This window comes from Agrilactobacillus composti DSM 18527 = JCM 14202, assembly GCF_001436375.1.
In the GTDB taxonomy this organism is placed as follows: domain Bacteria; phylum Bacillota; class Bacilli; order Lactobacillales; family Lactobacillaceae; genus Agrilactobacillus; species Agrilactobacillus composti.
On the sequence record NZ_AZGA01000078.1, the window covers coordinates 26,375 to 52,969 of the forward strand.

Consider the following 26,595-nt stretch of genomic DNA (forward strand, 5'->3'; position numbering starts at 1 on the left):
GGTTATCAAGGCTTAACCAATGGCTAGCATTGATTTTCTCACGGGTTGACGGTCCCATTGACCTTAGGACTGTTTACAGTGCCCGCACAGAGCTGGGAACTAGGGTATCATTCCCAGGTGTGATCACCAAGATAACGTAGTGTCCAAAAGACACTGAGTCTAGACAACCAGACTTGAAGCAAGTACTTCAAGCCCCTTACTTTAGTGAGGGGTCACGGTTGACAGTACAAGTAGGTCCGGATAACGTTGTATTGGCACATTCTACTACCCACTTTGGTCAAAAAACGTTATGATAAGCAAAACAAAAATTTCTTTGGCTGTGCCACAACAGGAGTGACAAAACTATGTTGGATCTATTTATTTTAATGATGGAACGGGTGGGCTTGATTATTTTGCTGGCTTTTTAAAGTTTATGGAAACAGGCTAAGCCCAATCCCCATTGCGGAAGATTGGCACCACCTCACCGGTTTTCGTCAACCCATCGATATTCATTTCGTTAGAACCTACCATAAAGTCCACGTGGACTAAACTATGGTTCAAGCCCGCTTTTTGCAATTCCAGGGCGTTCATTTTGGTACCCCCGGCAATGGAGAAGGGATAAGCGGCCCCTAGAGCCAGATGATTTGAGGCATTTTCATCAAACAACGTGTTATAAAAAATTAAACCAGATTGGGAAATCGGCGACGGATCTGGGACTAGGGCGACTTCGCCTAAACTTTTAGCCCCATCATCGGTGGCCAGCAAATGATCTAAGATGGCTTGGCCCGTGGCGGCACCGGCAGCCACCACTTGACCGCCTTTAAAAGTGAAATGCATGTCCGTTAAGGTGGTACCGGCATAGCTCAGGGGTTTGGTGGCCGCGATATAGCCATCAATACGGCGATAGTCGGGAGCAGTAAAGACTTCTTCCGTGGGCATGTTGGCCATGAAGGTTTCCCCTTGGGCATTTTCACTGCTGGCGGCTTCCCACTGGTGGTTGGCGGGGAGGCCGATGGTTAAATCAGTCCCGGGAGCTTGGTAGTGGAGGGCATCAAATTGTTGCTGATTCAGCCAAGCGGATTTTTCGTGTAATTTGGCATCGTGGGCTTGCCAAGCAGCCACCGGATCGGCTTGGTTCACCCGCGTTGTTTTAAAGATTTGTTCCCATAAGGCGTCGGTGGCTGCTTCAGGGGTTTTGTCGGGAAAGACTAATTGCGCCCATTTTGGACTGGCGGCGGCCACCACGGTCCAGCTCACATCATTGTTTTGGGTGACTTCCCGCAGGTGCTGGCGGATTTGCCCCATAGCTCTTTGGTAGCTATTGACGCGATCATGAGGTACCCCAGCTAAAGCATTGGGGTCTGAAGACATTACCGAAATGCGTTTGGCTTTGTGGGCGATCCAAGCTTCGATGCGTTCTTTTTGCCACTGGGGCTCAGCAATTAAGCGCTGGTCGGCCGCGTGGGTGATAAAGGCCCGTTGCACCGTATCATCTTGCCAGTCCACCTGAACTTCTGCCGCCCCTAAGTCATAAGCCGCTGCGGTGATTTTGCGGGCCAAATCAGCTTGGTCCACCGCGATTTGTAAAACCACGGTATCGCCCTTGGTCACATTAATACCAGTTTCTACAATTAAAATTGCATATTTTTGCAAAGATTTCTCAAAATTTGGTAAAGTCATAAAACAGCTCCCTTTCATGTTAAGCGCTATCATGTACATTGATTATAGCGAATTTGAATGGCAAACCCAACCGGAGATGGTCATAAAATAACTAAAGTTATTGACAAAAATTAGCAAATTAATTGATTTATATAAAATAATATTACATCGTGTACAGCCTAATTTTAGGAAAATCCCTTAGTTTACATGGCGTGTGAGGCGGATGACGTTGATTTACCGGCATCTTACAATAATGTCATATGCGATTTATTGAGCAATCTAATAATAAAAAAACAAGATTTAGTTGTTTTTTGAACCTATTACCGATACAATAAGCCTATAAACAATAACTAACTACCTAACAAGACGTATCTTAAAAACCGACACAACTACAGGCAAGGAAAAAGGTGAACATATGGCTCGGAAAAAAACGATCACACGTCAGAATATTTTAGACGCGGCATTTGAATTAGTATTGGAACAAGGTTTTAAGAATTTTACCGCTCGAAAAATTGCCAGATGGATGAATTGTTCCACGCAACCGATTTACTTGGAATTTACTTGTATGGATGAATTGAAAAACGCGGTTTTACAACGAGTCCAGGAATATTTAGTTACAGAATTTTATGGTCGAACTTATTGCGATGATGCTTTGATCAACTTGTCCTTGGCTTTTGTGGATTTAGCGCGGGAAAACAATCACTTGTATCGGGCTATTTTTGTGGAGGACCATTTTGGTGTCCAAACCATGCGGGAATTTTGTTACAAATTAGCCATTGAACGGCTGCAAAGTAATCCGGATGCTAAACGGCTGTCCAAAGATCGGCAGATGGATCTGGTAACGGGCTGTTGGATCATTGCCACAGGGATTGCTTCATTGGTATCTTCAGGCTATATCAACATTGAACAAAAGCAAATGGTCAGTTTATTAAAAGCGCAAATCAGCGACTTTATCCAACATGATCGTTTCAACAGTCAATTGGCACCGGGGTCAATGGCCAATATTTCGTTTGGCAATAGCAAAATGGCACAATTATAAGACATCAAAGGCCGGCAGGATTGTCGGCCTTTTTGTTGGGGAAATATTTTCCTCGGTCAATTTTCTCTGCTATAATGACCAGAGACTATATGTTTGTAAGGAGATTATTGTGAAAAAAATTAAAGTAATGACTGTTTTCGGAACCCGGCCTGAAGCCATCAAAATGGCCCCGTTGGTATTACGGTTAAAAAACAATCCTGATAAATTTGAAACCATCACCACCGTCACGGCCCAACATCGACAAATGTTAGATCAAGTCTTAGAAATCTTCCACATTACCCCGGATTATGATTTAAATATTATGAAGGCCCGCCAAACATTAAGTGATATCACCAGCAATGTTATTTTGAACTTGGATCAAGTGATCACCAAAGAAAAACCAGATATCGTCTTGGTTCATGGGGATACTACCACCACTTTTGCAGCCAGCATTAGTGCGTTTTATCATCAAGTGGTCATTGGCCACGTAGAAGCTGGTCTGCGGACTTGGCAAAAATATTCCCCTTATCCTGAAGAAATGAACCGGCAATTAACAGACGTCTTAAGTGACTTGTATTTTGCTCCCACCAGTCAAAGTAAAGCCAATCTGGCCAAGGAAAATCATGACCTGGACAATGTCTTTATTACCGGCAATACCGCCATTGATGCCTTACAACAGACCATCTCTGAAGACTATCATCATGATATCTTAGATTTGATCGACCCGAAAAAGCGCATGATCTTAGTGACCATGCACCGGCGAGAAAATCAAGGCGAACCTATGCGGCGGGTCTTTAAGGTCATGCGCCAAGTGGTGGAAAGTCATGATGATATTGAAATCATTTATCCCGTGCACTTGAACCCTGTGGTCCAAGAAGCGGCTAATGCGATTTTGGGCAACCATCCCCGGATTCATTTGATTGACCCGCTGGACGTGGTGGATTTCCACAATTTAGCTGCCCGCAGTTATTTCATCATGACTGATTCTGGTGGTGTGCAAGAAGAAGCCCCATCTTTGGGTAAACCCGTCTTAGTGTTGCGGGATACCACCGAACGGCCAGAAGGGGTCACAGCAGGGACCTTGAAGCTCGTGGGCACGGATCCAGAAAAAGTCCACGCTGCCATGATCGACCTGTTAGATGACCAGGCGGCCTATGACAAAATGGCCAACGCCAAAAATCCTTATGGCGATGGCCATGCATCTGAACGCATATTAGCAGCAATTCAATATTACTTTAAACAAAGTGACCAGCGGCCAGCAGACTTCAAATAGCCCTTACTTGTGCTGACGATACTTGACCCAACGCGCTTTAGCCCGTTGGTAGGTATCCTTGAGGCGGCGGGTGCGGCGATTGAAGACCAGGACACTGGTTAAGTAATTCAGTAGACCAACTAAGACTTGGTCTATTATTTTTACCCCAATGCTGGCTACTTGCAACAAAGAGATACCCACAAACATTAAGAAATTGTCCACGAAAAAAGACAGAATTCGTGACAGCATAAAGGAAATAAACTCTGCGAGAAATTCTGTCCAGGTGGAATAAGCGCTCTTAAAGACCCACGATTTATTGACGAAGAAACTAAACAAGACGGATATAAACCAAGCCAAAGAATTCGCCAACAAATAAGGCCAACCAAAAGCATGGCCCAACAGCCAGTAGGCCAAAATATTGACCAAAGAAGCCAAGGTCCCAAAAAGCGTGTACATTAAAAAGTTACGGTATTTGGTGATCAGGACTTTTGTTTTTTTCATCAAAGGGTCCATGGGCTTATAATTTTTCTTGAGCCTCAACGAGTTGTTTGGCGAAATTTTCCAAATGGGCGATATCGTCTTCTTCAGGGGCTAAGTCTACTTTGACAATGTCTGCGCCTTTAGTAGCCCCAGTTTTTTCAAAAACAGCGGCAAAGTCATCGATGGACTTGCCAAAGTCATCATAAAACGTATCCCCAGAGCCACAGCAACCATAAATCTTACCGGTTAAGTCTTCTTCTTCTAAATCTTCATAGAAGTCCACGGCTTCATCGGGTAATTCACCATCACCATAGGTATAAGTGGCGACCACGCAAATATCTACATCTTCAAAGTCCTCAGCATCAGCCTGAGATATTTCAACAGTGTCCACATCGACACCTAAATTTTCTAACGCTTCTTCAACGATACCAGCAACTTCTTCGTTGTTGCCGGTCATACTAGCATATACAATTTTTGCACTAGCCATGGAATGCCTCCAAAATAATGATTTACTAGCAATCATTATAGCAAAAAAAACCAGTTTTCGGAAACGATTGGCAAACTTGGTACTTTTTCATAAATAAGTTTATAATATGAAAGGAATTCAATATGTGGAGGTTAAATTTTTGATTACATTAAAATCACCTAGAGAGATCGAAGGCATGCGCAAGTCTGGTGCCCTATTGGCCAACGTGCACAAAGGCTTAAGAGATATTATCAAACCAGGTATTTCCAGTTGGGAAATTGAAGAGTTTTCCAACCAATATATCGTCGACCACGGGGGCGTACCTTCTGAAAAGGGTTTTGAAGGCTACAAATATGCCACTTGTGTCTGCGTCAATGATGAAGTCGCCCACGCCATCCCTAGAAAAGACTTGATCCTGTTAAATGGGGATATTGTCAAAGTGGATATGACCGTGGCTTTAGACGGCTATCAAAGTGACTCCTGCTGGTCTTATGCCGTGGGTGAAGTCAGCCCAGACATTAAACGCCTAATGGACGTGACCCATAAAGCGTTATACTTGGGCATCGACCAAGCCGTTGTAGGTAATCGTTTAGGGGATATTGGTTATGCCATCCAACACTACGTGGAAGATGAAAATGATATGGGCGACGTTCGGGACTTAATTGGCCACGGCATTCAACCCAGCATGCATGAAGCCCCTAATGTGCCCCATTATGGCGAACCTGGCAAGGGCCTGCGCTTAAAAGAGGGCATGACCATTACCATTGAACCCATGGTGAACTTAGGCACTTGGGAGATCTCAACACGGGTCGTCCCTGGGGATACTTGGGAATATTATGTCTCCGCCGATGGCACCCCTTCTGCTCAATACGAACACACATTAGCTGTTACTAAAGATGGGCCGAAGATTTTAACATCCCAAGACCCTGAATTCGATAAGAAATACTTGTAAGATTTACCCCAAACTCGCCCGCATTGCTTGCCGGCGGGTTTTTTGTTGGCCAAATTTCGGGTAAACTTAATCTAATTCTAGCAAGGAAGTGAGTCCATGCAACGTGTTTTTATTGTGGAAGATGATCAAACCATCGTCCAAGCCATGCAAACGGCATTAGCCAAATGGCAATTTCAAACCCAAACGGTCCAAGACTGGCAGCAAGTGGCTACAGAGATTAGCGCCTATGACCCAGACTTAGTCGTGATGGACATTACACTGCCCACCTTTGACGGCTTTTATTGGACTGGCAAAATTCGGGAAACCTCCCAAGTCCCAATTATGTTCGTCTCCGCCGGAGAGATGGATCCTAACGCCGTGCGGGCTATCGCCACGGGGGCTGATGATTATATCGTCAAGCCCTTTGCTTTAAGCGTATTTGTGTCTAAAATCCAAGCTATTTTACGGCGCAGTCAACGAAGTGCCGCCACCCTGGAAACTTTGAATTTTGAGGATTATAGCCTCAATATCCTTAACAACGAATTGACCCACGGTATTGCTTCGGTGAAATTGAGTCCCACAGAGGGGACCATCTTAAAATTATTTTTCCTGAATCCCGATCAAACCCTGTCCAAAAAACAATTGGTGCAAAAAATCTGGCAGGGGGGCTTATTCATTGATGAAGGGGTGTTAAGTGTCAATATCAGCCGCCTCCGGGAGAAATTGGCCAAGGTGGATTTAAGAGCTCGCCTGGTGACCGAACGGGGCCGGGGTTATCGGCTGGTGCGGGCCCATGGCTAACAAGCAACGTACCTGGTCATTATGGCTGAATCAATGGCCCATGGTAGTGGGTTATGGGCTGGCTTTGGCTTTATTAGGGGGCTTGTTAAAGCTGTACGCCCTGCCCACGGTGCTCTTTTGGGATAGTCTACGCTATACCTGGCTCTTGTTAGGCTTGGCGATATTCGGTCGACACCAAGTCCAAAAACAGCAATTAAAGCGCCTAGATATTGCTTTGAAGACGGGCCAAGTCCTGCCAGAAGACAGTTTAGAGCTGGTTTTGCGCCAGTACACCCAAGTCTTCAATCAACTGCAGGCTAAGCGTTTAACCTATCAACGCCAAGCCCAACAACAAGTTAACGCTCATCAAGATTATGTGATGCTGTGGAGCCACGAGATCAAAACGCCGCTAACTGCCTTAAATTTGCTAGCAGAAAATGACCCTACCATCGATAGTTCGGCGGTGCAACAACAGGTTGTATTGATTCAAAATCAGTTGGATTTGTTATTGAACTATGAACGTCTGGCTAATTTCAACCATGATTTGGCCTTTAAGTGGATAGATTTAACCAATCTGGTGACGCCTATCATTCAGGAATATGCGGTGTTTTTTGTAGACAAGCGGTTAAAGCCGGTGCTGGCACTGCCAAAGTTGCAAGTCCTGACGGATGCCAAGTGGCTGCGTTTCATGATCCAGCAAGTGGTTTTTAACGCCGTGAAATATGCCAACCCGGGTGGTACGATCACCTTGAAGTGGCAGGCCGACCAACTCTTGATCCAAGACCAGGGCATCGGTATTGCTGCCAGTGACTTGCCCCGGGTGTTTGAACCCGGCTTCACCGGCAGCAATGGCCGCCAGCACCAAGCCGCCACGGGGATGGGGTTATATATGGCCCAGCAAGTTAGTCACCAATTGGGCTTGGGCTTGACCATCACTTCGCAGGTGGGCCAGGGGACCCAGGTGGCCATCACCTTCACGAAAGACCAAGTGCGCCTTGGATCATAACAATTTGTAAGGTTTCCAACGGGACTGTAACTGGTTTGCCCCCTGGGAGCCTTTTATAATGGGGTTATCAACTCAATAAAGGAGTACACAAATTATGGCGTTATTAACCTTAGAACACATTCGCCGGACCTTCACGGCTGACCAACAAACCGTCACGGCCTTAAAAGACATCACTTTCACCGTGGATCCTGGGGAATACGTGGCTATCATGGGGGAATCCGGTGCCGGGAAGACCACCTTGTTAAATATCATGGCCACCTTAGACCAGGCCACCAGCGGCAAAATCACTTTAAACGGTCTGGACTTAAATCAATTGCCGGAAAAAGATGCGGCCAAGTTTCGCCGGGCTCATTTAGGCTTTGTTTTTCAAAACTTTAATCTGCTAGATACCTTTAACAATCAAGATAACATTTTTTTACCCCTAGTCTTAGCCAAAACATCTTTGAAAGAAATGCGCCGGCGCCTGACGCCTTTGGCCAAGGAATTAGCTATCACGGAAATTTTAAAGCGGTATCCTTACGAGATTTCCGGGGGTCAACGCCAGCGGGTGGCCGCTGCCCGGGCCTTGATTACCCAACCCGAACTGTTATTGGCCGATGAACCCACCGGCGCCTTAGATTCCCATAATGCCGCTAGCTTATTGCATTTATTTGACCAGGTGAATCGGCAGGGCCAGACCATTATCATGGTGACCCATAGTGCCGTCACCGCCAGTCATGCTAAACGCACCCTGTTCATCAAAGATGGCATCATTTATCATGAACTTTTTCGCGGGGATCAAAGCCAAGCAGATTATTTAGCCAAAATCACGGATAGCTTAACGGCTCTGGTAGCCCAAGGAGGTGGGGTGTCATGATTCACTTTAAACTCGCCTGGCATGGCCTGATGCACCATCGCCGCCAATATGGGCTATTTCTATTGGCCAGCATTGCCCTGGTGGTGGTGAATTTCACCTTTTGGGCCACCTTATTGAACCCTTCGATTCAACATAGTGCCAACGGCGCCCTGGTGCAAAACGTCATTGGCATTGGCGTAGGCTTTGTATTGCTTATTTCCGTCTTATTTATGTTTTACGTGAACAGTTTCTTGATCCGCCAACGGGATCAAGAGCTGGGTCTCTATAACATTTTAGGCCTGACTCGCAATGACCTGCGGGGTATCTTGGCTCTTGAAAATGGCCTATTATTTGGGGCCACATTAATCGGCGGCTTTGTGATCGGCGCGACGTTTTTAAAGTTGATTTTCCAAGCCTTAAGGCAATTATTGCAGGTGGATCAAATCAAAGAAGCCTTTGTGCCGGCAGCTTTTGTCAATGTGGCGGGCTTGTTCGCCGTGATTTTTCTGGGCATGTTGCTTTATGATATTTGGCGCATCCATGGGGTCAATCCCATGGACCTGTGGCAAGCGTCAGAAAAAGGGGAGCAGGAACCCAAAAGCCATTGGATCGCCGGCATTTTAGGACTGGTGATTTTAGCCGCCGGTTATTGGCTGGCGGTGACCACCAAACCCACGGCCATGACCTTCCTGCAATTTATGGCAGCCGTTATCCTAGTGGTCATTGGCACTTACTTAGTGTTTATCACCGGCAGTGTGGTGCTGTTGAAAACTTTAAAGAATCGACCTAATTTTTATTACCAGCCCAATCATTTCATTGCGGTATCGGGGATGTTGTACCGGATGAAACAAAATGGGGCGGGCTTGGCCTCGATTTGTCTGTTATGTACCTCAATTTTGGTCACCATGATTGCTGCCATGAGTTTGTTCATGGGCAGCCAAAATCTGGTGAAACAATACAATCCCTATGATATTTTGATGATCACCAAGGATGCTTTGAACACCCAACATCGCCAAACCATCCAGCAAGTGGCCCAAACCACCCATATCAAAACCAGCAGGGTGCAAGATTTGGCCATGACCACCCCCAGCGCAGGCAGCCTCACCACCACAAGTTTTACCACGGCCAATGAGAACGCGGCTACCCAGCAATTAGCCACCGTGACCTTGGCCGATTATAACCGGATCCAAGGGACGCACCAACAACTCAAGGCGAATCAAGTCTTGTTGTATACCCCGGATCATCATTATCACACCACAACACTGAAGCTCAACGGCCAGGCTTACCAGGTGAAAATCCTGCCCAAGTTTGACTTCTACTTCAACTACGGCCATTCGATTTTTCAACCAGTGTTTGTGGTGACAGCCAATGCCAAAATTGCCCGGCAAATCAATCCCAACCCCTGGGTTCACATCACCGGGTTTAATGCCACCGGGGCTGCTAGCGCCCAAACCAAGTTTGCTAACCAGCTGCAAGCTAAGTTGGCGCTGCCTAATGACAGTTATTCTGCCAAAGTCGTGATGGCCAAGTTCTTCCGCTCAATTTTTGGGGGCTTCTTATTCGTGGGCATGCTCATCAGCTTGACCATGGGTCTCACCACCGCTCTGGTGATTTATTACAAGCAACTCTCTGAAGGCTATGCGGATCAAAAGCGCTTTAAGACCATGCAACAAGTGGGTCTCAGCCGCAGGGAAAGTAAAAAGGCCATCCACAGTCAAGTGTTAATGGTCTTTATGTTACCCATTGTGGGAGCAGTGGTGCATTTACTATTCGCCTATCCCGCCATCAAAAGTGTGCTACAGGTCTTTTCTATGTATGACCTAAACTTATTGATCGGTGTTAGCATAACGACTCTGGGGATCTTAGTGGCCGCCTACTTAGGTTTGTACGTCTTGACCACCAAAGTCTATCAGCGGATCGTGGGGGCTTAAAAAAACCAGCATTGCCACGTTTACCTGGAATCGGGTATGATAAGGGGATGAAAACAGGTAGGCGAGGCTAAATCATGGAATTTGCAAAATTGAAAACAACAATTAAAGAATTTATCCCGGCCATCATGGCCCGGACAACGGATGCAGAGGTGAGCAATAGTGCCAAGGTGATCACCTACTACATCCTATTTTCCGTGCTGCCCCTATTGATTTTTATTGGCAACTTATTGCCACTGTTTCATCTGCCGGTAAAAGCCGTGGTGGATTATGTGAAAATGGGCCTGCCCACCCAATTGGCTAAAATGCTGATACCCATCATGCAAGATATTTTATCCAGCAGTTCCGGGGGCTTGTTGTCCATTTCCGCGGTGACGGCTTTATGGGGGGCCAGTCGGGGGATTAATATCTTGCGGTTGTCCGTGAACAAGGCTTACCAAGTGGATCCTCAATATGGCCACCAAGCCCTATTAAGTGTGGCGATTCGGCGGCTCATTGCCTTTTTCTTCACCCTAGGTTTTGTTATTGCCCTATTTGCCATCTTCTTGATTTTTATCTTTGGCCAGCGCTTTTTAGAGTGGTTGGTACCTGCCTTTCATCTACAAGCCGACGTACTGTTGCTATTTTCTAGGTGGAAGTGGCCAGTGACCACCGCCACCATCTTCTTCTTGCTATGGTTGTCTTATTTCACCTTGCCCAATGCCAAGGTCAAATTATTAGAAGCTTTGCCGGGGACTTTGATAACCGCTGTGAGTTGGCTGGCAATCTCTCAAGGCTTTTCCTTTTATGTGACCCGTTTTAGCCGCTGGTCGTCTTATGGCACGCTGGGTGTTTTTGTCATTTTATTATTCTGGCTAAACTTGATTTTCATGCTATATATGTTCGGCGCGGTCTTCAATGCGGTCTTAGCTCAAAGCCGCCATGGTGCCGTGGACGTGCGTAAACTGGGCAAGAAGACCCCACTGGTGAAGAACATTCGGCAAAAATTTAAAAATTAGTCCAAAATGTGATTTTAATGTAAATTCAACGTAAACGTATACAAAGACATAGACTTTAATGCTATGATGAATAGTGTAAATAAATTAAAAAGAAGGTTTTTGTTCATGAAAGTACGTAAAGCAGTTATTCCTGCCGCTGGTTTAGGAACGCGTTTCTTGCCAGCCACAAAAGCTATGGCGAAAGAAATGCTGCCAATCGTTGATAAACCAACTATCCAATTTATCGTGGAAGAGGCCAAAGCCTCTGGTATTGAGGATATCTTGATTGTCACGGGAAAAGCCAAACGTCCAATTGAAGATCATTTCGATTCCGCACCCGAACTGGAACAGAATTTAACAGCTAAACATAAAACTGATCTCTTAAAATTAGTCCAACAAACCACCAATCTAGGGGTGAACTTGTATTTCATCCGGCAGTCTTATCCAAAAGGTCTAGGGGATGCTGTTCATTTGGCCAAGTCCTTTATTGCCAATGAACCTTTCATCGTGATGTTAGGCGATGATTTAATGAAGGATAAGGTGCCATTGACCAAACAATTGATCAATGACTACAACGAAACCCATGCGGCTACCTTAGCGGTTATGAAGGTGCCCCATAAAGATGTCAGCAAATATGGGGTCATTGCTCCCGGTAGCAAAATGAAAGATGGCTTGTACAACGTGGAGAGTTTCGTGGAGAAACCTGCCGTTGACAAGGCACCTAGTGATTTAGCTATTATCGGGCGTTACTTATTGACGCCGGAAATCTTTGATATTTTAGACACGCAAAAACCTGGTGCCGGGGATGAAATTCAATTAACCGATGCCATTAATACGTTGAACAAAACTCAGCGGGTCTTCGCCCATGAATTCAAGGGCCAACGTTATGATGTGGGTAATAAGTTTGGTTACTTAAAGACTTCCATCGAATATGGCTTACAACATCCGGAAGTTAAGGATCAATTGAAGGCCTACTTAAAAGAATTAGCGAAAACTTTAAAATAATTATTGCACCAAGGCTTTGCCATTTTCTAGGCGAAAGCCAAAAACAGCTTGGGACTGTTGCTTTGCTTCTTGTACGTAAAGAAGGTGGGGCAACAGTTCTTTTTGTTGTAAGAGGACAAACAACTCCCATTGCTGCCGGGGTTTTTGGTTAGCGGCGGTTAGGAATACCAAGTGCTCATTTTCGATTTTAAAGTCCACGATTGGTATAATAGTCTTATCTGAGGTTTCAAAGTAAAATAGGGTTTGGCGATTTAAAGTACGGATCAACGCTAAGAAATCTAATACACGCATAATTTAATGAGTCCTTTTTTTTATTTTGGTTAAAATGATCAAAAGCCTGTCTTTTTTAAGGGGTTATCCCTTATAATATAGTTTCATTCCAATCGGTTAAATATGTGGGCCAGCGCATTAAGTGGCTGGTCCTCAGGAGGTTTTCAATGTCTGATAATCAAAAAATCGTGATTGTAAGTGCCAAACGGACCCCAATTGGCAAATTAGGGGGCCAGTTTGTGAACTTAACGGCTAAAGAACTAGGGGCGGTGGCGGCTAAAGCAGCGATTGCGGCCAGCGGCCTAGAACCGGGCAGTATCGATCAAGCCATCATTGGCAATGTCTTGCAAGCCGGCTCCGGTCAAAATATTGCCCGGCAAATTGCCATTGCTGCTGGCATGCCCGTGACTAGCACGGCCATGACCATTAATGAAGTCTGTGGCTCTGGTTTAAAGGCGGTACATTTAGGGCGAGCGGCCATCACTATGGGGGATGCAGACATCGTCTTAGTGGGGGGTACGGAAAGCATGTCCCAAGCCCCATTTTTGGCTAACATGCGTTTTGGTCAGATTATGGGCAATACCCCATTAGTAGATAGTTTGTTAAACGATGGTCTGATTGATAGTTTTTCTAAGGAACACATGGGCCTGACGGCAGAAAAAGTTGCCGCAGAATTTCACATCGATCGCCAGGCCCAAGATTTGTATGCGGCTGAATCCCAGCAAAAAGCTGCTACTGCCACCCAGGCCGGCTGGTTTGCACCAGAAATTGCCCCAGTGTCGGTGACGGATAAAAAGGGCAAGACAACGGTTTATACCAAGGATGAAGCTATTCGGCCGGCGACTAATCCAGAGGTCTTGAGCCAGCTAAAACCTAGCTTCAAGGCCCATGGCACCGTGACCCCGGGGAATGCTTCTGGGTTAAACGATGGGGCTGCTGCCCTGGTGTTAATGTCCAAAGCCCAAGCCGAAGCCCAAGGGGTCGATTATTTAGCCACCATTGATGGTTTTACGGAGGTGGGCATCGACCCATCGATCATGGGTTATTCGCCGGTGATTGCCATTGATCAGCTGTTGAAAAAGCAACACTTAGCTGCTGATGATGTGGATCTTTATGAAATCAACGAAGCTTTTGCGGCCCAATCCGTGGCTGTGGCTCGGGATCTAAAGCTGTCCGCGGATAAAGTCAACGTGGCTGGTGGTGCCATTGCCCTGGGGCATCCGTTAGGGGCGTCGGGGGCTCGGGTTTTGACAACCTTATTATACCAATTACAGCGCTTAGATAAGCAAACCGGTATTGCTTCCTTGTGCATCGGGGGCGGCCTAGGCGTAGCCATGCAGATTACACGGAGGTAATAGTGGTTAAATTTTATGAATTAAGTCGACAAGCGCGCCTGGCTCAGCTCAAAGCCCAGGGGTTATTGAGTGCTGCTGATTACGAAACGTTACTGGCCAATACACCTATCCCCGAACAAGTGGCCACCAGCATGGTGGAAAACCAGTTGACGGAGTTTTCCCTCCCAGAGGGTGTCGTTAAAGATGTGACCATTAATGGCCAACTGTATCAAATTCCCATGGTCACGGAAGAACCCTCGGTGATTGCCGCAGCCAATAAAGCGGCGGGGATCGTGGGCCGGCATGGGGGTTTTAAGGTCACCGTGAATCGCCCGGGGCTCATTGGCCAAATTATTTATGCTTTCACAGATAATGCCACGGCCAATCAGGCCAAAATTGCCGCAACCGTGGCGTATTTAAAAAGCGCTGGCGAAAAAATTGCCGCTGTGGCCCAAGCAGCCTATCCTTCGATCGTCAAACGAGGTGGCGGCTTACGGCAGCAAAAGATCACGGCGGTGCATAATGAATTTGTGAAACTGGAATTGCTGATCGATACCAAAGATGCCATGGGGGCCAACATGGTCAATACCATCTGTGAAGCCGTGGCCCGGGCATTACAGCCCACGTTGGGCCAACCTTTAATGGCAATTTTATCCAATTATGCCCCACAAGATGTTACAATAGCTACAGTAGCACTACCCGTGACCGCCCTCACCCAAAAAAACCGGTCTGGCTTAGCCGTGGCGCAACAGATAGCCCAAGCGGCTAAGTTTGCCCAATTAGATGTGGGCCGGGCTGTGACCCATAATAAGGGCATTATGAATGGGGTCAACGCTGTGGCGTTAGCCTATGATAACGATACCCGGGCTTTGGCAGCCACGATCCATAGTTATGCCGTGGTCGACGGGCAGTATCGGGCCTTGAGTACTTGGACCCTGGATGCGGCCAACACCACTTTAACGGGCTGCTTAGCTGTGCCACTACCAGTGGGGGCAGTGGGCGGCTCCATTGGCATCGTCCCCATGGCTCAGGCTAATTTACACTTGGGACGGGTTGAAGATGCCCAGATTTTGCAGGCGCAAATTGCGGCCATCGGCTTGGCGTCTAACTTTGCGGCCTTATTGGCCCTAGTTACCGATGGTATTCAAAAAGGGCATATGCATCTGCAGTACAAGTCTTTGGCCATTGCCGCCGGGGCTAAAGGTGCGGAAATTACTTGGTTACAGGAAAAATTAAGTCAAAGTACACAACCCAATTTAAAAACAGCACAAGCGTTATTAAAAGACAAACAAAAGAAAAGAGAATCGTAAATGGAAATTGGCATTGATAAGATTGGCATGTACACACCAAATCAGTATGTGGATTTAGTAGAATTAGCCATTCATCGCAAAATTGATCCTGATAAGTTCACTATTGGCATTGGCCAGGATAAAATGGCTGTGGCACCCTTATCTCAAGATACCATCTCCATGGCCGCCAATGCAGCCGCCCAAATTTTAAGCGATGCAGATAAGGCTGCCATTGATTTGGTAATTTTGGGCACCGAATCTGGGGTGGATAACTCAAAGGCTGGTGCATTATACGTTCAGCGCCTGTTAGGTATTTCCAATAAAGCCCGGGTCTTAGAAATTAAAGAAGCCTGTTATGGCGCAACGGCGGGCTTGCAGTTTGCCAAGTTGCATATTGCCCAAAACCCCAAGGCCAAAGCGCTAGTGATTGGTTCAGATATTGCTCGCTATGGGCTGGATACCTCGGGAGAAGTCACCCAGGGTGCTGGTGCCGTGGCCTTATTGGTGGCCGCTAATCCGAGAATCTTGGCCTTAGATATGCGCTCAGCTTATTACAGTTCAGAAATCAACGACTTTTGGCGGCCCCTGGATCAATTGATCGCCGAAGTTGACGGTAAGTATTCCAACGAAGCTTACATCAAATTCTTCCAAATGGTCTTTGAAGACTATCAACAACAAACTGGCTATCAACTCAGCGACTTTGCGGCCATGGTCTTCCACTTGCCTTATACCAAAATGGGCTTAAAAGCCTTACGGAAAGTCTTGGATCAAACCGACGCTGCCCATCAAGATAGCTTACAGCAGCACTACCAACAAAGTACGCTGTATAGCCGCCGCATTGGCAATATCTATACTGGGTCATTATATTTAGCCTTTTTGTCCTTGATCAACAATGATATGACGTTGCAACCAGGGATGCGTATTGGGCTGTACAGTTATGGCTCCGGGGCTGTGGGGGAATTCTTCTCCGGGACCTTGCAGGGAAATTACTTGGACATGCTTGATCCCATGCATTACTTGGAAATGTTTGAAAATCGGACCAAGTTAAGTATTGCAGAATATGAAGCCCAATTTAAGAAACAATTGACCCCTGGCATCGAAGCCCAAAAACTGATCACCACTGACCTAAATGCCCCCTATTATTTCGCCGGTATTCAAGCTAAACAACGGCAGTATAAAGCCGGGGCTAAATCAGTCTGAAAAGATCTTTGAAAGCTTGTTATTTCGCCATTTTAAAAGATGGCGATTTTTTTTGGTTCAAAAGTTGCAAACGCATACATTATATGCTATATTATAAGTGCGGAAGGGATAAGAGATTATCCTACCAAAGCAATTCAAGGCAGAGCCTGATCCGCTATGAATTGAATTGTTTCAAGCAACACTGAACCATGGTTGAAGCGATTCATCCCATGGCTTCCGTTACTAACAATATCGATATTGTGTCGGAGTACGGCAATAGCCGTATGATGAGTTATTAGAACCAAGAACTATGAACCAAGCGACATTAAGAATTTGAGAACCAGGTGCCAAGTACGAAGTACCAATCAACAGTTCCAGCGTAATCAATTAAAAGATTCGTGTACCAAGATAATGAAACGCGTTAAGCAGATCATGGTCTGATGTACCATTTGAGGTTTTTTACGACAGAACTAGTTTCAGATGTATCAAGCGTCACAAGCATCGAGCATTGATGTAACAAGCATTAAGTAAGCGTCACAAGTTATTTAGTGGTACAAAAATGTGCGATGGTTTGAGGGTTTCTTCTCGAAACAAGAAATACCCGAGTTGGCTTCGATATCAGTTATGGCTTTCGGTAAGGTTACCGGATTAACTAATTGAAAAAGCTCAGCGCCTGCGCAACAAGCATAGTTTATGTTGATACCATAAACGTGTTTGTCCCAAAAAAATTTAGACTAATGTGGAGGTGTATGTCTGATAACTAGGCATATTTCCGAACCAAAACCAGTCATTGGTGTACTGAAAAAGTCTAGCTTTTGAACATCAACCATTTGAGCATGTTATAGTAGACAGTCATAAAAAATAGCAGACATGTCACCGATAACTGACTACAATTGAATAGAATTACAGAGGTGGAACATTATTCAAGTTTTCTTAATTAAGTGGGATATAACTTATCCAACTTCCGCAAATGCAAACTGAGAGACCATTGTGCCGGACGCCGACAGAATGGTCTTTTAGTTTGCACTTTTTTGATGCTATAATTGTGTGTTAGTGTAATGCTGTGTAGATATTCAATGTGTAGATATTCAAAAGGAAGGCTAATTTATGACCCAAAAACAACATTTCGACGCCACTAGTCCCAAGAAGATCAGTCCCAAAAAACGGGTCAAACTGTCCAGCCGCCATCATATGGCCATTCTTTGGCAAAACTTTGCCAGAGATACTGGCGTCACGGCCAAAGATGCGACCCTGCGGGAAAAGGTATCGGTGGTGGGCCGAGTGGGTATTTTGATGTTATCTTGTGGTACCGGGGCTTGGCGCGTCAGAGATGCCATGAATACCATCGCCCGGGATCTAGAAGTGACTTGTTCCGCCGATATTGGTTTCACCTCCATTCAGTTTACCTGTTTTGCCAATGGCCACAGTTATTCCCAAGTCTTGGCCTTGGCCAATACTGGGGTGAATACAGATAAATTAAATACCCTAGAACATTTTGTCAAAGAATTTGAAACAGTTTATGCGCCGTTGACGATTCAACAGATCCACAAAGAAATCGATAAAATTCAAAGCCAAAAGGGTAACTATGCGCCCTTAGATGCCGGGTTAGCCGCGGCTATTGCCTGTGCCGGCTTTATTTTTCTGCTGGGTGGCGGCTGGCCGGAAATGGTCTGTGCCTTCATTGGGGCCGGTTTGGGGAACTATGTCCGTCGGAAAATGATTGATCGGCATATGACCACTATCGCTAACGTTGCCGTGGGGGTAGCGGTGTCTTGTCTGACTTACCTGGTAATTTTCAAAACCATCGAAGCCTTGTTACATATACCTGCAGGCCATGAAGCCGGCTACATCGGGGCCATGCTCTTCGTGATCCCCGGTTTTCCCTTCATTACCAGTATGTTAGATATTTCCAAATTGGACATGCGCTCCGGGCTTGAGCGCCTGGCCTACGCCATTATGATCACTATCGTAGCCACTTTAGTGGGTTGGTTGGTGGCCTTAGTGGTGGACTTAAAGCCCGCCAACTTCTTACCCCTGGGGCTTAGTCCCTTAACCTTGATGTTACTGCGGTTACCCGCCAGTTTTTGTGGGGTCTACGGCTTCTCTATCATGTTCAATAGCTCCCGGAAAATGGCAGCCACAGCCGGCATGATGGGGGCCTTAGCCAATACCTTGCGGCTGGAGTTGGTGGATCTGACCAACATTCCCCCCAGCGCGGCAGCCTTTTGTGGGGCGCTTTTAGCAGGGATCTTAGCGTCTTTGATCAACCGCTACAATGGCTATCCTAGAATTTCCCTCACCGTACCGTCCATTGTCATCATGGTCCCGGGCCTGTACATTTACCGGGCCGTATATAACATTGGCTTTAATAACATCGGGGTGGGGGCTTTATGGCTCACCAGAGCCGCTTTGATCATCATGTTCTTACCCTTTGGCTTATTTGTGGCCCGGGTCTTATTCGATAAAGATTGGCGTCATTTTGATTGATAACACAGCTGCATTGGGCTTAAAGGCCTGGTGCAGTATTTTTTTGATTGGCGTCTTCTTTCCCAGAGCCGGTCAAGGGAAGGTCGTTAGAGGTCTAGAAAAATGGCGTCACAGCTAAGTTTAAGCTGTGACGCTATTTATAAGCTTTCAGACAGCGCTGACGAAGAGTTGACAAAAAGGTTGTCAGCGATTACAATGAAAACGCATTCTTATATACTAGCATATCAGTTATGCATTCTAGCGTGTTTGCCTATTTTTTTAAGCAACAGCTGGTAAGGAGGGTAAATAAATACAGCAATTGGTTAAAATGTGGCTATTCTTGTGAAAAATGTTACATATGGATTGGGCATGATTGTATTTTATATTTTAAGTAGCGCTGGTTGCAGTTTTTACGGTCTTATTCAAGTAGAGAGAGGATGAATCATATGAATCATAACCGTTGGGTTTATACGCCTAAGGAAATCAATGTCAAGCGGGGGGTTGCTTACGGCCTAACTGATTTAATGGGCGGTGGTTGGAACAACATTGTTTCAGGTGTTATTTTTGCGTACTTAACTTTGTCAGTCGGACTTAATCCCGCTATGGCTGGTGCAATTACCGGTATTGCGCGGATCTTTGATGCTATTTTTTCCCTGACATTTGGCACGATTACGGATGGCTTTTATAAAACCAGGCTGGGTCAAAAGTACGGTCGCCGGCACTTTTGGATGTTCGTTGGCTTGATTGGTTTTGCAATTTCGTTTTTGGCATTTTGGGTGCCGGCAACTGCTATTTTTGGGCCAGGCCATGATTTTGTTTATTATCTCGTTGTTTATACGCTGACTGAAATATTTGTTGGGATGATCCTAATTCCTTGGGAAACACTGCCAACCGAAATGACGACGGATTACACCAAACGAACCATTTTGTCTGGATCCAGAATGTTCATCTCCGCGACCGGGACATCACTGGTATTTTTCATCTTGGCTATTCTGCAGTCATTACCAAGTGCTCAAGCTAAAAAGAATGCCTATCTTTTTGCCGGTATCTTGTGGACTGTCCTGTTTGTCGTTGCAATTTATACTTCTTATCGGATGACCTGGGAACGACCGCTCACAAAAGAATTTATTGCGGAATTAGACGCCAGACCAAAACTCACTTTTGGACAATATCTTAAGGAAACGTTGCACGACTATGGTCAAACTTTCCGTAATTCGGCTTTTCGCAAGCATTTAACGATCTATATTTTCTCTTTTACTGGTAAAGATTTCTATGCGACGCTGTTACCGACATTTATTGTTGTCTGTATGGGAATGGCATCTAACACGCCTTGGGTTCTTAACGCCTTTGCTGTTTTCGGTATTTTATCCACATTACTGGCAGCTAAGTTGATGATTACCCATGGCCCCCGCTTTTTATACAGTGTTTCCTACATTGGCATTATTGTGGCGATGATTGGCTATGGTGTGACTTACTTCTTGCATATTCATAATCCCTTTGTAATTTTGGTTATCATCACCATTATTTATCAACTTTCTCGCGGGATTCTGGAATTTACACCTTGGAACGTTTTCCCGTTCATTCCTGATGTTGATCATATAATGACCCGTGGTGACAAGGCCGGCACATACGCGGCGGTTATGACTTTCTTCCGTAAATCCACTGGGGCTTTGGCAACTTGGCTTGCCGGAATTTTGTTGGAAGAGTTTGGTTATGTTTCAACCGCCTCTAAGCAGGCAGCTGGGATAACTGATCGGGTTGCCTGGCTCTTTGTGATTGCGCCAATCGTACTGGTGGCAATTGCGTTGGTTGTATCGTGGACCTTCCGCTTGAATCGGCAGACTCATGAAGTTTTGCAGTCGGAAATTAACCGCTTGCAAAATGGTGGTTCCAAGAAAGATGTTACGCCGGAAGCTAAGCAAGTGGCTGAAGAGCTGACCGGTCATCCATATAACGAACTCTGGCCCAACCAAACGTATGAAGAATCACATATAGATAAAAAGAAAAAATAACGCGGCTATACGCCTACTTAAGTAGAGAGGTAAATCATCAAAACCTGCTGTCTTAGGCAGGCGTATTTTTAATGGGCGAAAAGGTTCTAGCAACAGGACAGTGGCCAAGTTTTTCCATATTGACCTGGGTGATCATAAAAATTGGTAGCAACCAGGCCAAATAAATAGCGTCGCAACTGAAATCTCAGTTGCGACGCTATTAGTATAGTCAAATTAAGTTTTAAGACAACACGCTAACGGTGACATTTTGCCGGCCGAATTGCATAGCTTGCCAGTTTGGCATCGCAATGTCTAATTGGTTAGGGTTGGCATAAGCGAAGGTACCGGTGTCCCGAACCACATAGTCTTTAATTGAGCCATCGCCAAAAGTAATCCGTAACTTCGTCCCCCGAGGGTAGACGTTTAAGTTAGCAGCGACGGTATCATAACCAAAGGTATAGTTGCCTAATACCCGGGGATCATAAGCCGTAGCGTTCATCACAACACCAGGGGCTTGAGTAACAGGTTGGTCAAAAGTCATATCTGGCCCCCAGACCCATTGGTCGCCGCCCACTTGATACCAAGTATCGCCACCGACGTTTACTTGAGCTGTCACTTTCCAACCAGAGTTTTTATCTAAAACTTGGCCAGTTTTCACGTTGCCCGTATAAGGGGAATTGTAAACTGCTGCCCCATATTGGGAAGCCACGTAAAGCGTCGCATCAATTGGGGAGGCAGTTGGGTTGTCGGACATAGTCGCCCCATTGACCCATTGATTACCGCCAACTTCATACCAAACTTGGTTGTTGACCACGCGGCTGGCAGAAATATGCCAAGCTGTCCCAGCAGCTAAAACTTGAGCTGAAGGCAACCAGTTAGGGGCTGCGTTCACAGTAGTGGCTGCAGTGGCATACATCGTCTTATCTAACGGTGTATCCCCAGTGGTGGCTGCAGAAACCGTATTTGGCGTTGAAGTGGCAGTGGTTGCTAAGGCACCAGTGGTGACCGTTCCTAAAGTCATTGCAGTTAAAAGTAAATAGCGCAGTTTCATATATATAATTGCCTCCAAAATTTTTCTTCCGTGTTGATTACTGTTCCACTATACAAGAGGAATGAAGAAAAAAGTTGGATTAAACCGAAACGTTATGGAGATGTAACCAAACTGTCACATGGCTTAACATTGCTGTCACATAAGGGGCCTTAGATTACAATTGTTATCAATTTCACATCAAAGATAGGGGCAACTTGGCGATCAAGCTAGGTAATTACCGATCCGTTGCACTAGGGTGCCTTCATCGGTCAAGATTTCACCGTTTAATTTCACCAAACCAGCAACATACAAGTTGATATAAGCAAATTGGTTTTCAGCGACTTGCTTTAAGGCCGCTAGTTTTTGCGGGTTATCTGCGCCAAGGCGCCGACTGTCGGTATAAAGGCCCAAGACAGGAATTTGTTTGGCATAGGCGATGCCGATTTCAGCGGCCACCCCAGGATCAATCACCGGCCCATCCAAGACGGCGATCAACAATTGACTCTTCAAGACTCGGTCCGTGTCTGCTTGAGCAATCATTTTAGCATCCCCATAGGCACTTTTATCATTGATACTGGCATTTTCTTGGGGTAAGTAGACCTCAACTTCCGGATAGGTCTTGCGAATGGCCGCTACCAGGTTTTGATTGTACAGGCGATCCGCATTGGAAAATAAACTGTTGGCAAAATAAATTAACATGGCGCTAACCTCCGATTATTTCAAAGATAATTTAACAATGGCTTCACAGCGAGCTGTTTGGGGGAACATGTCGATGGATTGAATGTAATCCACCGAATAAGCTTGGCTTAGTGCCACCAGATCCCGGGCCAAGGTGGAAGGGTTACAAGAAATATAGACGAATTGTTTAGGTTTAGCCCGGGCAATTGCTTTGGCTAAGGCCTCCGTCAAACCGGTGCGGGGTGGATCCACCACCAGGGCATCAATGCGTTGGCCGGCTTTAAACCAGTCTGTCAACAAGACTTCGGCTTTACCTACTTCATAATGACAATTGTTGGCGCCATTTAATTTGGCATTGGCTTTGGCATCTTCAATACCTTCAGGAATGATGTCCATCCCCCGGACGGTCTTCACCCGATCGGCCATGGTGATCCCCAACGTGCCCACCCCACAGTAAGCATCGACTAACGTTTCCGAACCGTTGAAGTCAAAAGCTTCAGTGGCCAGTTTGTACAGGGTTTGGGTTTGTTTAGGATTTAATTGGAAGAAAGCTTGGGGGGAGAGTTTGAACGTCTTGCCGTTGATTTTTTCTGTAATGGTCTCCGTCCCAAAGATATGGGTAGTGTCTTCCCCCCAAATTAAAGAAGTTTTATGGGGATTAACATTGATGAAAAAGGAGGTAATGGCCGGGATGCGAGTTTGAATGGCCGCAAACAGGGCGTTGTCCCGCAATAATTCCGGATCAGACACCACTAACGTGACTTGGATCTCGGCGGTGGTGGCACTGGCCCGGACCACCAATGTCCGCACCCCGGGGTTTTGCCGGCGTTCATTATAAATGGGCGTTTTTAAATCCTCTAGAACAGTTTTTAATTGGTTGATGATTTTAGTTACCACGGGCATTTGGGTATTGATGGCCTTCACGTTCACCAAATGGTGGCTGCCTTCTTCATAAAGGCCGGCAATCACGTGGTTATCTTGTAAAGCCACGGGAAATTGGGCTTTATTACGGTATTGATAGGGGGCTGAGGGAATTGTGGGGCGCAGGTCATAATTTTCATAACCCTGGGGTTTGAATTTTTCTAAGGATTGGGCCACCACGTCCCGTTTAAAGGCCAGTTGGGCATTATAGTTCATATGCTCCAAATCTAAGCCACCCACCTTGCCGTATAAGGGATCCACCGGCTTGACCCGGTCAGGGCTGGCGGTGCGCAGACGTTGAACCTTGGCCCGAATGAAATGGGGGGCCACGGCAATGACTTTAGCCGTGATGACTTCATTGGGCAGGGTTTCGGGGACAAAAACAATTTTGTGTTTGAAATAACCGATGCCTTCCCCATTGATGCCTAGGCGTTTAATGGTTAAGGGAAACTTTTGGCCGACGGTGACGTCGACATTTTTGGACTTGCTTTGCATGAGTACTCCTTTAATTGACAGTAATTTTTTGGCTTGCTAGACTGAATAGGACTGAAGAAAGTGGGTCTTATAATTGAAGATTACCAAAATTGAGGTGCAAAAGCACCATAAAGATAGATACAGTATTTATTTAGATGACGAATACGCCTTTCCCGTGGCCGAATCGGTCTTGATCCAGTTCGTCTTAGCCAAGGGCCAAGAGCTCACAGAAGCTGAAGTGACCAAGATCAAAAATGCGGACAATAACGCCAAGGCCTATAGTCGGGCCCTGGATTATTTGTCCCACCAACTGCGCTCGGTGAAGGAAGTTAAAAACGACCTGTATGACAAAGATTATAGCACGCCGGTGATTCAAAACGTTATCGCCAAATTAAAAACGTTGAACTATTTAGATGATGAGAACTTTACCCGAAGTTTGATCCGCACCGATATCCGCATTGCTAAAAAAGGGCCCCGGACCATCGCCGGCAAGCTGCGGCAAAAGGGCATTGACGCTCCCATGATCGACATGGCCATGGCCGACGAATATCCCTTAGAAACCCAGGTGGACAATGCCCTGGCCTGGGTGGAAAAGTTGAGCCAGCATACTGGGGGTAAATCCTTTTTTGCCCTGCAGCAAAAGATCAAACAGAACTTATTGCAAAAGGGTTTTGACATGGATGTGATCAAGGCGGCTTTGGATGCTGCTGATTTACAAAAGGATAGCCGTGATGAACAAGATGCCCTGACCAAAGCTGGGGATAAACTATGGCGCCGCTATGCCACGTTACCCCAAGGCAAACAAAAAATCAAACAGACGCTATATCGTAAGGGATTTGCCATTGATGATATTCAACACTATCTGGATGAGAAGGCTGAGGCTGACGCATGAATCCCAACGATGTCGCGGCCTTTCAAACAACATTTTTAACCTGGTATGACACCAATAAACGGGATTTGCCCTGGCGCCAAAACCACGATCCCTATTTGGTGTGGTTGTCCGAAGTGATGTTGCAACAAACCCAAGTCCAGACCGTCCTGCCTTACTTTCAGCGTTTTACCCAAGCTTTACCCAATTTAACGGCCTTAGCCCAAGTTGACGAAACCCAACTTTTGAAGCTATGGGAGGGGCTGGGCTATTATTCCCGGGCCCGTAATTTGAAAAAGGCGGCCCAGCAGTTACTAGCGGACTATGATGGCCAATTTCCCACAACAGCCGCAGAATTAGAAAACATCATTGGGATTGGGCCCTACACCGCCGGGGCCATTGCCAGCATTGCTTTCCAGCAAGTGGTACCGGCTGTGGACGGCAATGCCTATCGGGTCTTTAGTCGCTTATTGGCCGATGACTTTGACATCAGCCAATCTAAGGCCCGGCCCCATTTTGCCCAAGTTATTCAACCTTTGTTGCCTCCCCAGCGCCCGGGGGATTTCAACCAGGCGGTGATGGATCTGGGAGCTAGCATCTGTACCACTAAAGATCCGGCCTGTTTACTATGTCCTATTCAAGCATACTGCACCAGTTATCAGACCGGCACCCAATTGGATTTTCCGGTAAAAACTAAGAAAATTCGTCAAAAAAAAGTGCAGTTAATTGCCCTGGTGATTCAAAATGCCCAGGGGGCTTATTTATTGCAACAGCGGCCAGAACAAGGCTTACTGGGGGGCTTGACCACCTTACCTTTGGTGGATTTAAGTGACTTAGACGTGACTGAACAAACCCTTCCCCAAGCTCTGCAGACTTACTTTGCCCACAACTACAATCTGGCTTTAACCCAAGTACAAGACCTGAAACTAAAGCCGGTGGTCCATGTATTTACGCACCTGCATTGGACCATTCACTTATTTGGGGCCAAGCTTGGCGACCCACAAGCAGATGTGGCGTATTTCCCCGGCTACTTTGTCCCCAAAGCCCGGCTAGGCGACCAGGCTCAGGCAACCTTGCAAAAAAAGTTATTGAAAAGAGCGGACCTATCTAAAAAATAGACTTAGTAATACAGGCGGTTATCTGCTATAATATTATTGGAAAACGTATTTGAAAGCTGGGTCGCTAATGCCTGTTCCCAAAGAAGGAGATTACATTGCGATTCAAAGCTACAAGCATGATGGGAGCTTACATCGGACCTGGCGGGATACAATGGTTTTGAAGACCAGTGAATATGAACTAATTGGTTGTAACGACCATACTTTAGTTTCAGAATCAGATGGCAGACGTTGGTTGACCAGAGAACCAGCAATTGTCTACTTTCATAAACGTTACTGGTTCAATATTATTGCAATGATTCGTGAAAGCGGGGTCGCTTATTATTGCAACTTGGCCTCTCCTTATGTCTTGGACAAAGAGGCCTTAAAATATATCGATTATGATTTAGATGTTAAGGTTTTTGCAAATGGTGAAAAACGTTTACTAGATGTGGATGAATATGAAGAACATGCTGCTAAGTGGCATTATTCCGCTGAAGTGGATCATATTTTAAAATCAAACGTCAAAGTGTTAGTGGATTGGATCAATGAACGCAAAGGACCTTTTTCTAAGGAATACGTGGATCTTTGGTACAATCGCTACCTTGAGCTATCCCATCGCCAATAAGAATCGCATATGCTTCGCAAACCCGGAGGCCGGGACAAAACATTGTTTTGTCCGGCC

At 45.9% G+C, this 26,595-nt stretch carries 24 protein-coding genes; 17 read left to right on the forward strand and 7 right to left on the reverse strand.

Annotation, left to right across the window (positions count from 1 at the left end; all coding sequences use genetic code 11):
* Positions 1 to 423 precede the first annotated feature (423 nt).
* On the reverse strand, positions 424 to 1,659 hold the full coding sequence (locus FC83_RS13280; protein ID WP_035453490.1) for an aminopeptidase: 1,236 nt from the start codon (positions 1,657 to 1,659) through the stop codon (positions 424 to 426).
* Positions 1,660 to 2,053: 394 nt separating this feature from the next.
* Here FC83_RS13280 and FC83_RS13285 point away from each other — a divergent pair, with 394 nt between their 5' ends.
* Entirely contained in the window at positions 2,054 to 2,677 is a 624-nt protein-coding gene (locus FC83_RS13285; protein ID WP_035453492.1) for a TetR/AcrR family transcriptional regulator, read from the forward strand.
* 109 nt (positions 2,678 to 2,786) lie between these two features.
* The gene (wecB, locus tag FC83_RS13290) at positions 2,787 to 3,929 is read left to right on the forward strand and encodes a non-hydrolyzing UDP-N-acetylglucosamine 2-epimerase (protein WP_035453494.1); all 1,143 of its coding nucleotides are present in this window, start codon (positions 2,787 to 2,789) and stop codon (positions 3,927 to 3,929) included.
* Positions 3,930 to 3,932: 3 nt separating this feature from the next.
* On the opposite strand, the gene FC83_RS13295 is transcribed toward wecB, so the two are convergent.
* Both FC83_RS13295 and FC83_RS13300 read right to left on the reverse strand, forming a co-directional pair.
* Positions 3,933 to 4,409, reverse strand: a complete 477-nt coding sequence (locus FC83_RS13295; protein ID WP_235184303.1) for a GtrA family protein — start codon at positions 4,407 to 4,409, stop codon at positions 3,933 to 3,935.
* A gap of 16 nt (positions 4,410 to 4,425) precedes the next feature.
* Positions 4,426 to 4,875 (reverse strand): flavodoxin, encoded by a 450-nt coding sequence (locus tag FC83_RS13300; protein ID WP_035453496.1) that lies wholly within the window; start codon positions 4,873 to 4,875, stop codon positions 4,426 to 4,428.
* 139 nt (positions 4,876 to 5,014) lie between these two features.
* Here FC83_RS13300 and map point away from each other — a divergent pair, with 139 nt between their 5' ends.
* From map to galU, 7 genes are all read left to right on the forward strand, one after another.
* Entirely contained in the window at positions 5,015 to 5,806 is a 792-nt protein-coding gene (gene map / locus FC83_RS13305; RefSeq protein ID WP_035453497.1) for a type I methionyl aminopeptidase, read from the forward strand.
* Positions 5,807 to 5,902: 96 nt separating this feature from the next.
* Positions 5,903 to 6,586, forward strand: coding sequence for a response regulator transcription factor (locus FC83_RS13310; protein WP_035453499.1), 684 nt, complete (start codon positions 5,903 to 5,905; stop codon positions 6,584 to 6,586).
* Positions 6,579 to 7,571, forward strand: a complete 993-nt coding sequence (locus tag FC83_RS13315) for a sensor histidine kinase (protein ID WP_052004728.1) — start codon at positions 6,579 to 6,581, stop codon at positions 7,569 to 7,571. The genes FC83_RS13310 and FC83_RS13315 overlap by 8 nt, the downstream gene beginning before the upstream one ends.
* 94 nt (positions 7,572 to 7,665) lie before the next feature.
* Positions 7,666 to 8,427 (forward strand): ABC transporter ATP-binding protein, encoded by a 762-nt coding sequence (locus FC83_RS13320; RefSeq protein ID WP_035453500.1) that lies wholly within the window; start codon positions 7,666 to 7,668, stop codon positions 8,425 to 8,427.
* Entirely contained in the window at positions 8,424 to 10,337 is a 1,914-nt protein-coding gene (locus tag FC83_RS13325; RefSeq protein ID WP_057002872.1) for an FtsX-like permease family protein, read from the forward strand. The genes FC83_RS13320 and FC83_RS13325 overlap by 4 nt, the downstream gene beginning before the upstream one ends.
* 74 nt (positions 10,338 to 10,411) lie before the next feature.
* On the forward strand, positions 10,412 to 11,332 hold the full coding sequence (locus tag FC83_RS13330; protein ID WP_052004734.1) for a YihY/virulence factor BrkB family protein: 921 nt from the start codon (positions 10,412 to 10,414) through the stop codon (positions 11,330 to 11,332).
* 105 nt (positions 11,333 to 11,437) lie between these two features.
* Entirely contained in the window at positions 11,438 to 12,316 is an 879-nt protein-coding gene (galU, locus tag FC83_RS13335) for a UTP--glucose-1-phosphate uridylyltransferase GalU (protein ID WP_035453501.1), read from the forward strand.
* On the opposite strand, the gene FC83_RS13340 is transcribed toward galU, so the two are convergent.
* Positions 12,317 to 12,607, reverse strand: coding sequence for a hypothetical protein (locus FC83_RS13340; protein WP_035453503.1), 291 nt, complete (start codon positions 12,605 to 12,607; stop codon positions 12,317 to 12,319). It abuts the gene before it with no gap.
* Positions 12,608 to 12,753: 146 nt separating this feature from the next.
* Between FC83_RS13340 and FC83_RS13345 the strand changes: the two genes are divergently transcribed.
* The 5 genes from FC83_RS13345 to FC83_RS13365 all read left to right on the forward strand — a co-directional run bounded on the left by FC83_RS13345 (position 12,754) and on the right by FC83_RS13365 (position 20,866).
* Positions 12,754 to 13,941, forward strand: a complete 1,188-nt coding sequence (locus FC83_RS13345; protein ID WP_035453505.1) for an acetyl-CoA C-acyltransferase — start codon at positions 12,754 to 12,756, stop codon at positions 13,939 to 13,941.
* A 2-nt stretch (positions 13,942 to 13,943) separates the two neighbouring features.
* On the forward strand, positions 13,944 to 15,230 hold the full coding sequence (locus FC83_RS13350) for a hydroxymethylglutaryl-CoA reductase, degradative (protein ID WP_057002873.1): 1,287 nt from the start codon (positions 13,944 to 13,946) through the stop codon (positions 15,228 to 15,230).
* Entirely contained in the window at positions 15,231 to 16,409 is a 1,179-nt protein-coding gene (locus tag FC83_RS13355) for a hydroxymethylglutaryl-CoA synthase (protein WP_057002874.1), read from the forward strand. It begins immediately after the preceding gene.
* Between the two features lie 1,086 nt (positions 16,410 to 17,495).
* A complete protein-coding gene (locus FC83_RS13360; RefSeq protein WP_057002875.1) occupies positions 17,496 to 18,875 on the forward strand; it encodes a threonine/serine exporter family protein in 1,380 nt (459 codons plus the stop codon).
* 425 nt (positions 18,876 to 19,300) lie between these two features.
* Positions 19,301 to 20,866, forward strand: coding sequence for an MFS transporter (locus FC83_RS13365; RefSeq protein ID WP_035453507.1), 1,566 nt, complete (start codon positions 19,301 to 19,303; stop codon positions 20,864 to 20,866).
* Between the two features lie 220 nt (positions 20,867 to 21,086).
* Here the strand turns inward: FC83_RS13365 and FC83_RS13370 are convergent, their stop codons facing one another.
* The 3 genes from FC83_RS13370 to rlmD all read right to left on the reverse strand — a co-directional run bounded on the left by FC83_RS13370 (position 21,087) and on the right by rlmD (position 23,969).
* Positions 21,087 to 21,896, reverse strand: coding sequence for a 3D domain-containing protein (locus tag FC83_RS13370; protein WP_052004740.1), 810 nt, complete (start codon positions 21,894 to 21,896; stop codon positions 21,087 to 21,089).
* 201 nt (positions 21,897 to 22,097) lie between these two features.
* On the reverse strand, positions 22,098 to 22,574 hold the full coding sequence (locus FC83_RS13375) for a nucleoside 2-deoxyribosyltransferase (protein ID WP_035453508.1): 477 nt from the start codon (positions 22,572 to 22,574) through the stop codon (positions 22,098 to 22,100).
* 15 nt (positions 22,575 to 22,589) lie between these two features.
* Positions 22,590 to 23,969, reverse strand: coding sequence for a 23S rRNA (uracil(1939)-C(5))-methyltransferase RlmD (gene rlmD, locus FC83_RS13380; RefSeq protein WP_035453509.1), 1,380 nt, complete (start codon positions 23,967 to 23,969; stop codon positions 22,590 to 22,592).
* 73 nt (positions 23,970 to 24,042) lie between these two features.
* On the opposite strand from rlmD, the gene recX reads away from it, so the two are divergent.
* The 3 genes from recX to ntdP all read left to right on the forward strand — a co-directional run bounded on the left by recX (position 24,043) and on the right by ntdP (position 26,538).
* Entirely contained in the window at positions 24,043 to 24,840 is a 798-nt protein-coding gene (recX, locus tag FC83_RS13385) for a recombination regulator RecX (RefSeq protein ID WP_057002876.1), read from the forward strand.
* A complete protein-coding gene (mutY, locus tag FC83_RS13390; protein WP_035453510.1) occupies positions 24,837 to 25,934 on the forward strand; it encodes an A/G-specific adenine glycosylase in 1,098 nt (365 codons plus the stop codon). The genes recX and mutY overlap by 4 nt, the downstream gene beginning before the upstream one ends.
* A 67-nt stretch (positions 25,935 to 26,001) precedes the next feature.
* Positions 26,002 to 26,538, forward strand: coding sequence for a nucleoside tri-diphosphate phosphatase (gene ntdP / locus FC83_RS13395; protein ID WP_035453512.1), 537 nt, complete (start codon positions 26,002 to 26,004; stop codon positions 26,536 to 26,538).
* The last annotated feature ends 57 nt before the right edge of the window (positions 26,539 to 26,595 follow it).

Coding starts and splice junctions, on each gene's coding strand:
- FC83_RS13370 (WP_052004740.1), bottom strand. CDS start 21,896: ATGAAACTGCGCTATTTACTTTTAACTGCAATGACTTTAGGAACGGTC.
- mutY (WP_035453510.1), top strand. CDS start 24,837: ATGAATCCCAACGATGTCGCGGCCTTTCAAACAACATTTTTAACCTGG.
- FC83_RS13375 (WP_035453508.1), bottom strand. CDS start 22,574: ATGTTAATTTATTTTGCCAACAGTTTATTTTCCAATGCGGATCGCCTG.
- FC83_RS13310 (WP_035453499.1), top strand. CDS start 5,903: ATGCAACGTGTTTTTATTGTGGAAGATGATCAAACCATCGTCCAAGCC.
- FC83_RS13285 (WP_035453492.1), top strand. CDS start 2,054: ATGGCTCGGAAAAAAACGATCACACGTCAGAATATTTTAGACGCGGCA.
- FC83_RS13355 (WP_057002874.1), top strand. CDS start 15,231: ATGGAAATTGGCATTGATAAGATTGGCATGTACACACCAAATCAGTAT.
- FC83_RS13360 (WP_057002875.1), top strand. CDS start 17,496: ATGACCCAAAAACAACATTTCGACGCCACTAGTCCCAAGAAGATCAGT.
- FC83_RS13325 (WP_057002872.1), top strand. CDS start 8,424: ATGATTCACTTTAAACTCGCCTGGCATGGCCTGATGCACCATCGCCGC.
- FC83_RS13280 (WP_035453490.1), bottom strand. CDS start 1,659: ATGACTTTACCAAATTTTGAGAAATCTTTGCAAAAATATGCAATTTTA.
- FC83_RS13365 (WP_035453507.1), top strand. CDS start 19,301: ATGAATCATAACCGTTGGGTTTATACGCCTAAGGAAATCAATGTCAAG.
- FC83_RS13295 (WP_235184303.1), bottom strand. CDS start 4,409: ATGAAAAAAACAAAAGTCCTGATCACCAAATACCGTAACTTTTTAATG.
- FC83_RS13345 (WP_035453505.1), top strand. CDS start 12,754: ATGTCTGATAATCAAAAAATCGTGATTGTAAGTGCCAAACGGACCCCA.
- galU (WP_035453501.1), top strand. CDS start 11,438: ATGAAAGTACGTAAAGCAGTTATTCCTGCCGCTGGTTTAGGAACGCGT.
- rlmD (WP_035453509.1), bottom strand. CDS start 23,969: ATGCAAAGCAAGTCCAAAAATGTCGACGTCACCGTCGGCCAAAAGTTT.
- ntdP (WP_035453512.1), top strand. CDS start 26,002: ATGCCTGTTCCCAAAGAAGGAGATTACATTGCGATTCAAAGCTACAAG.
- FC83_RS13330 (WP_052004734.1), top strand. CDS start 10,412: ATGGAATTTGCAAAATTGAAAACAACAATTAAAGAATTTATCCCGGCC.
- FC83_RS13340 (WP_035453503.1), bottom strand. CDS start 12,607: ATGCGTGTATTAGATTTCTTAGCGTTGATCCGTACTTTAAATCGCCAA.
- FC83_RS13320 (WP_035453500.1), top strand. CDS start 7,666: ATGGCGTTATTAACCTTAGAACACATTCGCCGGACCTTCACGGCTGAC.
- FC83_RS13315 (WP_052004728.1), top strand. CDS start 6,579: ATGGCTAACAAGCAACGTACCTGGTCATTATGGCTGAATCAATGGCCC.
- FC83_RS13300 (WP_035453496.1), bottom strand. CDS start 4,875: ATGGCTAGTGCAAAAATTGTATATGCTAGTATGACCGGCAACAACGAA.